This is a genomic window from uncultured Algoriphagus sp. (assembly GCF_963974835.1).
Lineage (GTDB): Bacteria > Bacteroidota > Bacteroidia > Cytophagales > Cyclobacteriaceae > Algoriphagus.
On the sequence record NZ_CAXBET010000008.1, the window covers coordinates 177,178 to 189,839 of the forward strand.

Below are 12,662 nucleotides of genomic sequence, written 5' to 3' on the forward strand. Positions count from 1 at the left end.
TACTCAGTCCAACGTTTCTTCTAATTCTTCTTCTTGTAATTTTCTAGGCTGAAAATTAGCAGCCATATGTGCCAAAGCAGCAATGTGTTCAGGTGTAGTGCCACAGCATCCACCTAGGATATTTAGCATTCCTTCTTTCAAAAAGTCTCTAACCTGATCGGCCATCTCATTTGCGCCTTGATCGTATTGCCCAAATTCATTTGGCAGCCCGGCATTCGGATAAGCACTGACAAAGAATGGTGCTTTATTCGCCAAGACTTTCAAATATGGTCTCAACTCTTTAGCTCCCAGAGCACAATTCAATCCTACTGAAAGTAAAGGCACATGAGAAATAGAAATCAAGAACGCTTCTGTAGTCTGACCGGAAAGTGTACGTCCAGACGCATCTGTGATTGTACCCGAAATCATAATCGGAATACCACCTTCTTTAGGATCCAAGGGAATATTCCGCTTTTCATATACCTCTTGAATCGCATATAGAGCCGCCTTAGCATTTAGCGTATCGAAAATTGTCTCTACCAAAATAATATCTGCTCCTCCGTCCAAAAGTCCATTTACTTGCTCTGAATACGCTTCTGCCAATTGATCAAATGTAACAGCCCGGTACCCAGGGTCATTTACATCGGGAGAAAGTGAGGCCGTTCTATTGGTTGGTCCTATAGCTCCTGCTACAAATCGAGGCTTATCTGGATTCTTTGCTGTGAATTCATCCGCTACCTCTCGAGCCAGTTTTGCTGACTCAAAATTGATCTGATATGCCAGATGTGAAAGGTCATAATCTGCCTGAGCGATAGTAGTTGCCGAGAAGGTATTGGTTTCTATAATATCCGCTCCTGCTTTGAAATATTCAGAGTGAATTTCCTTAATGATCTGAGGTTTGCTCAGAGATAAGAGATCATTATTCCCCTTCAATGATTTTGGGTGAGACGCTAGCTCAGGAGTTCTAAAATCCTCCTCAGTCAACGTGTATCGCTGAATCATGGTACCCATGGCTCCATCGAGAATCAATATTCGTTGAGAAAGTTGTTGAAGCAGGGATTCCGTTCTGTTTTGCATACTAGTCTTTTGTTAATCAAAAAGCTTATCGAGCAACACACGGAATATAGTACAAAGTACCGATCCGCTCATCTGTTCCCGAAGTATCGGGATGGGAGTTAGCACCTTATTTCCAGGTTGCTAAGACGTCGTCGGGCCCTTCCCTCAGTCTTTCTCGATAAGCAACACAAAGTTAATAGCATTTTGGCAATAAAACAGTAGAATAACCTAAAAGGACTACACTAAAACTCATTTAGATTGACAAATTGATAGACTATGGCCTTACACCTACTCCAAAACTCAAATAGGGGCCTGCCATAAAGCTGGACATGCTAAAATCTCCAAGTTTATAATTAGCCAAAGGCAATTCATAACCAGCCGCAGCTGTAAATACCAAATCAAAAAGTTTGCGCTTAGTCATTGGTATTCCATATTCGGCGAAAACCTCCGGTTTAACCATTAGACCGCTATTTTTCAGATACCCATCAAATTCTCTCTGCTCAAAAAGCTCAGGAAAATCAGGTTTCCCATTAGATGTCAAAGTATAACGAATATTACCATAACCAAGTGCTGCAAGAGCCCCTAATCCAAAATTCCTATATTCTATCAGGTTGTAGCCAAGGTTGCCATAGACTCTTAAGCTATTTAGTGAATGAGTTTTTTCAGCATTTGCATCCCCATGCAGAGCAAGATTATAAAGTTCTACTCCATAAAGTATTCGCTCTGTATTACCTAAAATTCTTAATCCCCAATTGGAAGGAGAACCAATCAATGGATTCAGACCTGCATTCTCTAATTGCTTATTGAAACTTGAAGCCGAAGTAAAGTGAATACCTCTGATCAGGGATATTTCTACACTAGCGTCCTTATAGAAAAAATTCCTGTCGGGAAGTGAAATTCCTGCACCAACCCTAATAAAAGCCCCACTTTGTGCATTATCAAAAGATATCCCATTCATATTCCACTTTCCTTCCAACGGACTGAAAGAATAACCTAATTTGGTCATGACTTGAAGTGCTTCCGGTCTACCGGGTAAATCAAAATCATAGCTAAGTTGAAATCCAATTTCAGTTAGAAAATTTCCATAGTGAAATGTCCCCTTTTGAATATCCTTTTCCCTCAATATAAAACCTTGCTCAGGATCGGATAAAAATGAATCCAAATCCTTCGACTGCTCAGACGGTAACATCTGAAAATTAAGGAATCCTACTCCTATGGACATGTAATGAATTAGCTGAAATCTCGACTCCTCCGTAAAAGCATATCCAACATTCAGCAATGCTCTGGATGTCCGATAATTCATTCTAAAATCATCTAGCTCACTAACTCCTCCTCTATTATGGAAAACATCCATTCCGATAACAAAGTCATTAATCCTTGCCTGGTATCCCAGTCCAATAGTTTGATATCTATTTCTCAAGCCAGTCAGTCCACGGTCTGCCAGCATTTCATCAAATTGATTGAGCCTACCACCTGAAGTACCCATCAAGGCATAGAAAGTGGACCTCTTAGTCATTAGTTGCTGCGCATGAATATCTGCAGCTATAAAAAAAACAATAAGCAGAACTAAGATTCTATTAAAAAGGGGCATTGAATGGTTGGTTTGTTTGAAATGGGTAAAACCCACAGCTGACAGGCAAAATTAATGCTAAACCAATATCAATTGCGATCTTTTGGACTAAGATAGGCTGCTATTTTTATATATAAATCTTCGGGAGTAAAAGGTTTTTCTATAAAATCATTAATCCCATGCTTATCCATATCGCTCTTAATTTCTTCGTATGTCGAAGCTGACAATACCAAAATTGGGACATCCTGATTGCGTGAAAACTTATTTTCACGAATCATTTTTGCTACAGAAAAACCGTCCAATTCAGGCATTTGGATATCCAAGAGAACCACATCAAAATCAGATTTCTCAAACTCCTCTAAGGCCTCCTGCCCATCTGATGCAATTACAAGTTTTCCGATATGCCATTTCTTTAAAAATTTCTTAATCAAGATCTGATTGACCAAATTATCTTCTGCCACTAGGATTGATGCAGTAATCAGAGTACTATCAATATTTTCCACCTGTTTTGGGTTGGCTTTACGTTGTGATTCCACAGAATTCTATTTTAGCTCAAAAACATATTCTCCATTCAACTATGAGATCTCTGGATAATCGACCCATTAAGTTCTACTTATCTTTTTAAAAATACTAACCTCATTTCGGTTTCTCCAATTTTCCGGATGCATTAACAATTCCAATGCACATGCTCCAGAAAATCAAATAGTGGTTTATATAAATTGTTACATCCAACAATTTAGACCATTCCAGATTTTTGACGGGTAGCTAGAAAAATAGATAAGATTATTGATGTCATTCCTGAGGGTCAAATAATTTACTTCGAAAGAAAACTGTCTCCATTTCCATAAAAACCATTTGATATGTAAATTAGTGAAGTCAGTTAAAACTATTCATTCCAAAACTATTACTATTTAAAATGATCGTAACTACCACGAACACACTTGATGGCTACACTGTGGAGCAATACTTAGGAATCGTTTCCGGGGAAACCATTATTGGAGCTAATGTATTTAAGGACTTTTTTGCCAGTATAACCGACATAGTCGGTGGAAGATCTTCTGCCTATGAGCGCGTACTTCGTGAGGCAAAGGCAACTGCAATGACTGAGATGGAAATGCAGGCAAGGGCATTCGGAGCAAATGCCGTAATAGGAATTGATCTGGATTATGAAACAATTCGGGATGGGATGCTGATGGTGACCGCAAGTGGAACGGCAGTAAAAGTTCTCAAGAATTAAACTTAAAAGTCCTGTAGATCAGGACTTTTTTATTTCAGTCAAAACTTTCTCAACACTAGTTTTCTTACAGAAATGATCTCCTACGATTATATTGGGAGCCGTTTTGCACATGTCCATACACTTGGTCTTGATGAATTTGCAACTGCCCCTTAACGAAGGCTCATCAGTAGCTCCTTTTAGTTCTTTATACAATTTTTTGGCTCCGGATTTTTTACAGTCGGAACCATTGCAAATAAAAACTAATTTCCTTTTATGTTTCATTATCCTCCCGAAATAGCCTGCATCATTAAGCCACAAAGATACGCACCATAAGTTCCAGCAGCATATCCAAGCACTGCCAAAAGTACGCCAACAGGAGCTAGTGATGCATCAAAAGCAGCCGCAACTATTGGTGCTGATGCCGCCCCGCCTACATTTGCCTGAGATCCTACCGCTACATAAAAAAATGGTGCTTTGATAATAAATGCGACGATGAGCATGATAATGATGTGAAAAATCATCCATACAATCCCCACAACGAACAAAAGTGGATTGTCAAGAACCGCTCCGAGATCCATTTGCATTCCGATGGTAGCTACCAGCACATATAACAGAACACTTCCCATGCGGGAAGCTCCAGCACCTTCCAGTTTTCTTACTTTGGTAAAGGATAAAAGTAGCCCTGCAGTAGTGGCTATCACCACAATCCAAAAGAAGGCTGAGTCCAAGGAATATTGTTTCAAGTTAGGATAGTTATCACTAATAAACGGAGCAACATAATCCGCAATTAAATGGGAAAATCCAGTCACTCCAAAGCCTACTCCAAGAATGATCATAGTATCTGATAAAGTTGGGATCTTCATAATCCCTTTTCTAAATTCTTCAATTTTATCTCTTAACTCATAGATTTTGGTACTATCCGCTTTGAAAAATTTATCAATTTTCTCCGGTTTGGCTGCCCAGTAAAGCAAGAAAGCCATCCATAGGTTTGCCACCAGTACATCGACGGCAATCATCTGACTAAAAAGTTCAGGACTTGGTCCAAATACTTCCAGCATTGCGGTCTGATTTGCACCACCTCCGATCCACGAGCCCGCTATAGTCGATAACCCTCTCCAAACTTCATCTGGTCCACTCCCTCCCAACAGATCCGGAAAAAATGTTCCGACTGTCAACAGTGCAAGTGGTCCTCCTAACATTATTCCAACTGTACCGGCCAAAAACATAGTCAGGGCTTTTGGCCCCAGTTTTAAAATCCCCTTAATGTCTATACTGATGGTAAAAAGAACCAAAGAAGCCGGAAGCAAATACCTACTAGCTACCTGATAAAGGGAGGAACTTTCTCCAGAGATCAATCCAAATGAATTGGCAAGCGCAGGTATAAAATAGCACAGCAAAACAGTGGGTACTATTCCATAGAATTTCTTCCAAAAAGGTCTATCACTAGCTGAAGTGGCAAAAATTACTGCAAGGATCGCCATAAGCAATCCAAATACCACGGCATCATTTGTAAGCAAAGGGATATTTTCTTCCATTATATCTGGGTTAACCGACTGCAACAATACCAACAATTGTCCAAAAAGCCCAGAATCTAATACTTCCCGTTTTCCAAAATCTGTAGCAGCTCACTTAATATCATTGCGGTAGCTCCCCAAACCATTTCTTTGTCCACTTCGAAATATGGAGTGTCTAGCCGAAAATTATTACTGAATTCCAAAATCTTTTTCTTTCTAATAGTTGGTTCATATAGTGTGCTGACGGCAGTTTCAATAATCCTAGCAACCTCTTTTTCCTCAGGCACAAAATCGGGCATTTCCTCAGAATAGCCCAAAATAGGACTTACTAGAAAATTACTTGCAGGGATAAATAAATCACTCATTTTGCCGATCAATTTCACTTGCTGCGGAAGAACTCCTACTTCTTCCCATGCTTCCCTGAGCGCAGTATCTATTACATCCTGATCTTCTTCTTCCATTTTCCCTCCCGGCAACGCAATCTGTCCACTATGAACACCAGGATATACCGGCCGTTTGATCAACGGAAAAAAAGCTTTGTCCTCATTGGGGTAAAAAAGAATCAGGACTGCACTTTTTCTATGATTAAGAGGGAGTTTAGTATCAAATCTTCGGAGATCTTGTGGATTTGGTGACATGGAGAGCTGCGCTTCCTTGCCGGGAAGTGGATGCTTCATCCCTTTTTCCAACAAGCTCAACACTTCCTTAAAATCCATATCAAATTAAATCTACCTGCTTGATTTTAGAATTGAGATAAGAAGTCGACTCGTAATCCCGGGATAATTTATTAAGTTGAAATTGCTTCAATAAATGCTTTTCCACATCGATAAGCCATGCCATGGGTCTATACCCTGCCTCTTCCTGAAAAAAACCAAATACTAAAAATTCCTTATCATTTAGCCAGAGTCCCTCTTCAAACATGCCGGAAGGCCCCATAAAAAGCAGGCGTTCCTTCATCCCATCTTCCTTGTACCAGATCACTTCAGAATCCGGATTTAGAAAAGGAGTATCAATTGCTTCCTGCGCCTCCACTTTATAACTGTAAATATCCATAGTTCCGTTGCCCGTAGGATGGGAAATCTGATATGGAAAAAGAGGATCGCCTTCAAGAATAGGGTTTCGCTCAGGCATTTCCATAGGATCTATGGAATCTGTCATCATCAATTCAAATTGCGAGGCATCAAACATTCCTACATCACTGCTCCAGTGTGTATACCAACTTTTATTTTGGGCAAGTGCCAAATCAATCTGGGCTCTATTCCTATTAAGTTCTTCTTCATTAGCCGAAGCACTTTCTATTCGCTCTTCTCCCAGTTTTTCCCCACTTTCGCAACCAAAGATGGAAAGCACTAGAAAGCATATGACTGGCAAATACGTAGATGATAATTTTGGGCTCCTCATGGAAGTTTTGAATTGAGAAGGTTAAGCTAAGTCAGGACGACTAAAAATCAAAAAAGGTTGGGACATTGACCCAACCTTTTCCTGCTCTCAAACCTATTAAACCTATTGTAGATATTCGTTTTATGAATACCTGCGAAAATTATAAAATGTTTTCATATACTCCAAACAATCGATTGCGAAAGATTTTCAAAATTATATTTCCCCTACCGTTTTATATGATAAAGTGCTAAAAATCAATGAAATTATATCTTAACATGCACCAAAAATATTTTCACTCAAAATTTAACTTTACTTTAAGGTTTGAGCCAATAAAATTTTATGCCCTTGACACTTCCGCAACAACTTGCTAAAAAAATAGAAACTGGCTTCATAACTTATATGGAGCTTTTTAATACTTACACTCGATTGGCTCCAAAATATTTCAGCGAAAAAGCATGGCATGCTACGCAGTTGAACAATAAGCAGCGCCTCCGGCTGTATAAGGATCTGCTCTTCCCGTTGGCAAAGGAATGTTCAGAAATCCTAAGTGAAAAATCGACAGATTTCGAGAGTTGGATGCAGATAAAGTCTGAATATCATTCGCTTATAGCCATGAGACCAGATCTGGAACTGGCTGAAACTTTTTTCAACTCGGTGATCCGGAAAGCTTTTCCGAAACTGACTATTGAGGAAGATTTGATGTTTGTCATGGAAGGTTTTGATTCCTGTGCAGTATTAGAGTCAGATAAATTGCTAAGAACTTACCCTTCCTTCCTTGGGCTAGAAAAAAATATCCGACAAATTCTCGACGATTATGATTTCGGCGCTCCCTTTATGGATAAAGAGCAGGATATTAAATTTTTGATCTCCAGTGTAAAGAAAGTAATCTTGACTAGGTACAGAGCTGGAGACGATTCCAAAACACAGATTTTGAAATCTGTATTTTATAGAAATAAGGCGGCATACTTAATTGGAAGGACTTTTTTGGGTCACAAATGGATGCCTTTCATTATACCCGTGCTGCACGGGAAAAATGGAGTATTTGTAGATACACTTATTTTTGATCCAAACTTGATGAGCAGCATGTTTAGCTTCACCCGATCTTATTTTATGGTCGAAGCTGAAGTTCCATCTCAGGTTGTGGGCTTTTTGAATTCCGTGATTCCTCACAAGAAAATCCATGAGCTATATAATGCTATTGGCTTTAACAAGCATGGTAAAACTTTATTCTACCGGGATTTCCTACACCATCTGGATGCCAGCAATGATCAGTTTGAAGTAGCGCCAGGAATCAAAGGAATGGTAATGACTGTGTTTACTTTGCCTTCCTTAAATATAGTTTTCAAGATGATTAAGGATCATTTTGAACCTCCAAAAACCATGACTAGACAGGAAGTCCGTGAAAAATATAAGTTGGTTTCTCTTCATGATCGCGTGGGAAGAATGGCAGATACACACGAGTTTGAATATTTCAAGATTCCCATTGAGCGAATTAGTCCAGAGTTGATGATTGAACTTCGAAAGACCACTAATTCACTTTTGAAAATCACAAATTCACACCTAATAATCAAACACTTATATACAGAAAGGAGAATGGAACCTTTAAATCTATTCTTGGAGCACTGTAGCACAGAGGAAGGAATGAGAGCAACAGAGGATTACGGGAGATCCATCCTCCAACTGGCACAGGCTAATATTTTCCCTGGTGATATGATGACCAAAAATTTCGGCTTGACGAGGCAAAAACGGGTGATCTTTTACGACTACGATGAGATCGAGTTTCTGACTGATATGAATTTCCGTGTAAAGCCAAAAGCTGAAACCTACGAGCAAATCTATGCTTCAGAACCTTGGTATTCCATTGCCAAAAACGATGTGTTTCCGGAAGATTTCAAGAGATGGATGATTGGAAGAAAAGACCTCAAAGATCATTTTCTGGAATATCATAAAGATCTTTTTGACCCTCTTTATTGGCAAGAAGTCCAAGAGAGAATTACTTCAGGTGAACTCATTCATGCCTTTCCATATCCGGATGAAATCAGGTTTAGGCCAGAGGAAACTATTTAAGATTAGAAGTTTATTTCTTTGCTATGGCTGCAAGAGTTATTTTTGCAATCTGGGTTTATCCCATAATCACCCATTAGAATGACTTCTGAATCAACATCGAATATATCACCCAACCCTGAGATCAAGACTAAAACTATAATTCTGAATACACCCCTTGATGACGAAAGACCAGTCTACATCTCGGGCAATTTTAATAATTGGACTACACAGGACCGTCGTTTTCAGATGAAAAAAACAGCTAAAGGAAAATATGAATTCACATTTCCCCAAGGCGAAGAATTTAATAAAGAGCTAATCTATAAGTTTACCAAAGGAGATTGGTCTGAGGTAGAAATAGACCGATACGGTAATAGAACTCCGAACAGACATTGGAATGACGACAATGCCATCAAAATTGAAAAAGTAGCAAAATGGCGCAAAAACTGGCTTCCATATCGCCCCAGCCAGCTTCCCATTATACGACTGATCTCCGAGGAATTTGAAATACCCCAACTCAATAAAACCAGGAAAGTCTGGGCACTTCTGCCGCATGATTATAATAACAGCGACGAATCTTATCCGGTATTATATCTGCAGGATGCACAGAACCTTTTCGATGAAAACGCTCCATTTGGAAGCTGGCAGATAGATAAAAAACTGGCTGTAATGTCAGATTATGGCATTGGCAAGATCATCATCATCGCCATAGAACATGGGGAATCTGAGAGATTGCAAGAGTATAATGTAGGTAAAACTGTCTTAGGAGTAGGAAGTGGGAAGAAATACATACGTTTTATCACCGATACCCTGAAACCATTCGTGGACAAAACTTATAGGACAAAACCTGAGCGGGAATTCACCGGAATAGGCGGTAGCTCCATGGGAGGTTTGGTAAGTATATTCTCGGGATTGATTTATCCAGAGGTCTTCGGAAAGCTAATGGTTTTTTCTCCCTCCCTTTGGGTGATTCCTAAAATCAAACTTGGATTCCTGGATATTTTCGAACCTCAGGATACTAGACTTTATATGTATGCAGGCGGTGATGAAGGTGAAACCATGGTCGAGCATGTAACCAAATTTCGGAAGCGCTTACTCAAAAGAGAGAGTTTGAAGGGAAAAATGAAGGTTCATCTCAGCATCAATGAAGAAGGCAGACACAATGAGACTTATTGGAGTGATGAGTTCCCAAAAGCCATAGAATGGCTATTTTTCAGTTCTAAAGAGGATTAAAAGAGCGAAAGCCATATTATATGCAATTCAATACTCAAAAAGAAGCAGACGAAAACACAGGACTTCTTATCATTCCTGTTATAAATAACAACTCCGAGGAAATTATTAAGAACAAGCTTGACGGCTTCACTGTAAACTCTGCCCTTTTCTCGGGAAAAAAGGATACTTCATATCAATTTGAAATCAACGGAAGATTGATTTTACTGATTGGATTGGGAGAGAAACCGGATGTTTCCAGCATTGAAAAGTCTTTTCGAAGAGTTCTTTCGAAAAATGCTGGATTGGTTGAAAATGCTGTCACCATAGATTTTCCAGAGGATTTTACGGCTGAATTAATCGAAAGTGCCCTTATAGGTTTTCAACTTGGCGCGTATTCAATTGGATTTTTCAAGCAAAAAAAGGAGGATCAAAAGAATTTTGAAAATCTGACAGTCAATGTGACTGCTGCAACCACTGACCTTGCAAAAACGATAGATCGAGCAACTAAAATTGCAGAAGCAAAGACTGAAGGATTCAAATTAGTTGATCTTCCCCCAAATGTTATCACTCCAGAATACCTGGCGAACTGGGCAGTAATGCAAGGTGCACAACACGCCTTTGGCGTTACTATTTTAGACGAAGAAAAAGCCAAAGATGAAGGTCTTGATGCTTTTTTGGCTGTAGCACGTGGCAGTGCAAAAGCGCCAAAGTTTATCATCATGGAATACAGACATCCTGAGGCCAAATTTAATTTAGGCTTGGTTGGTAAAGGAGTTACGTTTGACACAGGGGGACTGAATATCAAAACCCAAGGGATGGTTTATATGAAGTCAGACATGGGAGGTGCGGCGGCTGTTCTAGCTGCCACCCAACTGATCGCCTCCCTTGAGTTACCGATTAACCTCACTTCCATTGTCCCTGCAGTAGAAAACTCAGTTGATAAAGATGCTTATCTACCTTCAGAAGTAATTGGATCACATGCGGGATTAAGTATAGAAGTGATTGACACCGATGCGGAAGGACGTTTAATTCTGGCAGATGGTCTCTCCTACCTTGTAAAAAATTATCAGGTTGATCAACTTATAGATTTGGCTACGTTGACTGGTAGTAGTGTGGGAACCTTCGGTTACGAATGCGGAGCTCTTTTCTCCAATTCTGACGCAATTTCAGACTCCCTTCGCGAAGCTGGAATGCAGTCAGGGGAAAAAGTATGGCCTCTTCCTATGTGGGAAAGCTACCGGTCTGAAATGGATTCTGAAATCGCCGATATCAAAAATTACCATGGTAAACCAATTGCCGGAGCTATCACTGCGGCGAAATTTTTGGAAGCTTTTATCCATGATCATCCTTCATGGGCACATCTGGATATTGCAGGAGTAGCATTTGGAGACAGTGAATTTTCAAAAACCAAATCAGGAACTGCATTTGGAGTTCAATTATTACTTAAATTCATCGAAAATCAATTGTAATTATGGATGATCAGGGCAAGACTTTTCTTTGCATTTCCAATTTTTTCAAAGGGAATGCTTTTTTAACCCAGTTGAAAAAGCAGGGCAATCGGGTTTTTCTGATCACCTCTGAAAAGTTAAAAAACAAGCCTTGGGCCTTCGAATACATAGATGAGATTTTTTACATGCCTGGTCAGGATTTGGACTGGGACCTAGACCTTTTGATGAAGGGCGTCGGGGGTTTGATGAAGAGTCATAAGATCGAAAGCATAGTAGCACTCGATGATTATGACGTGGAAAAAGCTACCTATCTCCGCGAAAACCTAAGAATTCCTGGAATGGGCCAGACCACTGGTCGCTTTTTCCGTGACAAGCTGGCCATGCGTATCAAAGCTCATGACTCAGACATAAAAGTCCCGGCTTTTGCACCGTTATTCAATGACGACGACATCAATCAGTTTGCTGATCATATCCCTGCACCTTGGGTCTTGAAGCCGCGTTCAGAAGCCTCTGCGCATGGAATCATCAAAGTCCACGACAAGGAATCTTTATGGGAAAATATCCATCAATTAGGCGACAATAGACTTTACTATTTGGTAGAGCAATTCAAACCAGGTGATGTCTATCATGCTGATGGATTAATGCTCGACGGGAAAAATCTTTTCTGCTCCGTCTCTAGATATCTATCTACACCAATGGAAATTTCCCAAGGTGGTGGAATATTCCGTTCTGCTAATTTGAAATTTGGGTCGGAAGATGAGAAAGCAATTAAAAAAGTAAATGCTGCGATAATGAAAGCCTTTGGAATGAGGTCAGGCGCTACCCATACGGAATTCATAAAGTGCCGTGAAGATGGGGAAATCTACTTCCTGGAAACATCTTCCCGCGTGGGCGGAGCACATTTGGCAGAAATGGTGGAAGCTGCTACTGACATCAATCTTTGGGCTGAATGGGCCAAAATCGAAGATTCTCTTGCCAAAAACTATACTTACAAACTTCCAAAAGTTGCCAAAAACTATGCTGGAATTTTACTGACGCTTTCCAAATATGAACATCCTGATCTGAGTAGTTTCGATGATCCAGAAGTTTACTTTCGGGTTCCGCTGGAATACCATGCTGGTTTGATTGTGAAGTCTAAAAATCAGCAACGGGTGATGCAGCTTTTGGATGATTATGCAGAAAGAATTGCGAGAGAATTTTCTACCGTGGCTAATGCTCCTGAGCTGAAGAAGTTTCATTGAGAT

The 12,662-nt window shown here is 39.9% G+C and carries 12 protein-coding genes and 1 riboswitch; of the genes, 5 read left to right on the top strand and 7 right to left on the bottom strand.

Translation table 11 applies throughout. The annotated features are described in order from the left end of the window. Positions 1-3 precede the first annotated feature (3 nt). From AACZ73_RS15830 to AACZ73_RS15840, 3 genes are all read right to left on the bottom strand, one after another. On the bottom strand, positions 4-1,056 hold the full coding sequence (locus tag AACZ73_RS15830; RefSeq protein ID WP_339879320.1) for a homocysteine S-methyltransferase family protein: 1,053 nt from the start codon (positions 1,054-1,056) through the stop codon (positions 4-6). 65 nt (positions 1,057-1,121) lie between these two features. Beyond that, positions 1,122-1,220: riboswitch (SAM riboswitch) on the bottom strand. An 89-nt stretch (positions 1,221-1,309) separates the two neighbouring features. Beyond that, a complete protein-coding gene (locus tag AACZ73_RS15835; protein ID WP_339879322.1) occupies positions 1,310-2,626 on the bottom strand; it encodes a hypothetical protein in 1,317 nt (438 codons plus the stop codon). Between the two features lie 68 nt (positions 2,627-2,694). After that, entirely contained in the window at positions 2,695-3,108 is a 414-nt protein-coding gene (locus AACZ73_RS15840) for a response regulator (protein ID WP_339879323.1), read from the bottom strand. A 413-nt stretch (positions 3,109-3,521) separates the two neighbouring features. On the opposite strand from AACZ73_RS15840, the gene AACZ73_RS15845 reads away from it, so the two are divergent. Further along, the gene (locus tag AACZ73_RS15845) at positions 3,522-3,842 is read left to right on the top strand and encodes a YbjQ family protein (protein WP_339879324.1); all 321 of its coding nucleotides are present in this window, start codon (positions 3,522-3,524) and stop codon (positions 3,840-3,842) included. 18 nt (positions 3,843-3,860) lie between these two features. Here the strand turns inward: AACZ73_RS15845 and AACZ73_RS15850 are convergent, their stop codons facing one another. Genes AACZ73_RS15850 through AACZ73_RS15865 form a run of 4 tightly spaced genes read right to left on the bottom strand, consistent with a single transcriptional unit; the run spans position 3,861 to position 6,736 of the window. Then, positions 3,861-4,103: a (2Fe-2S) ferredoxin domain-containing protein gene (locus tag AACZ73_RS15850; protein ID WP_339879326.1), complete on the bottom strand. Its 243-nt coding sequence runs from the start codon at positions 4,101-4,103 to the stop codon at positions 3,861-3,863. Continuing rightward, positions 4,103-5,356 carry a DUF819 family protein gene (locus tag AACZ73_RS15855; protein WP_339879328.1) on the bottom strand — a complete coding sequence of 418 codons (1,254 nt, stop codon included), beginning with the start codon at positions 5,354-5,356 and terminating at the stop codon, positions 4,103-4,105. Before AACZ73_RS15855 ends, AACZ73_RS15850 begins: the two co-directional genes overlap by 1 nt. Before the next feature lie 56 nt (positions 5,357-5,412). After that, positions 5,413-6,051 (bottom strand): CoA pyrophosphatase, encoded by a 639-nt coding sequence (locus tag AACZ73_RS15860; RefSeq protein ID WP_339879330.1) that lies wholly within the window; start codon positions 6,049-6,051, stop codon positions 5,413-5,415. Position 6,052: 1 nt separating this feature from the next. After that, positions 6,053-6,736 carry a hypothetical protein gene (locus AACZ73_RS15865; protein ID WP_339879331.1) on the bottom strand — a complete coding sequence of 228 codons (684 nt, stop codon included), beginning with the start codon at positions 6,734-6,736 and terminating at the stop codon, positions 6,053-6,055. A 318-nt stretch (positions 6,737-7,054) separates the two neighbouring features. Between AACZ73_RS15865 and aceK the strand changes: the two genes are divergently transcribed. The 4 genes from aceK (at position 7,055) to AACZ73_RS15885 (ending at position 12,659) form a co-directional block, all read left to right on the top strand. Further along, complete coding sequence (gene aceK / locus AACZ73_RS15870) at positions 7,055-8,782, top strand: bifunctional isocitrate dehydrogenase kinase/phosphatase (RefSeq protein WP_339879332.1); 1,728 nt, start codon at positions 7,055-7,057, stop codon at positions 8,780-8,782. 78 nt (positions 8,783-8,860) lie between these two features. Beyond that, complete coding sequence (locus tag AACZ73_RS15875; RefSeq protein WP_339879333.1) at positions 8,861-9,991, top strand: alpha/beta hydrolase-fold protein; 1,131 nt, start codon at positions 8,861-8,863, stop codon at positions 9,989-9,991. Between the two features lie 20 nt (positions 9,992-10,011). Beyond that, positions 10,012-11,439, top strand: a complete 1,428-nt coding sequence (locus AACZ73_RS15880) for a leucyl aminopeptidase (protein ID WP_339879334.1) — start codon at positions 10,012-10,014, stop codon at positions 11,437-11,439. A gap of 2 nt (positions 11,440-11,441) precedes the next feature. Next, complete coding sequence (locus AACZ73_RS15885; protein ID WP_339879335.1) at positions 11,442-12,659, top strand: ATP-grasp domain-containing protein; 1,218 nt, start codon at positions 11,442-11,444, stop codon at positions 12,657-12,659. Positions 12,660-12,662 lie beyond the last annotated feature (3 nt).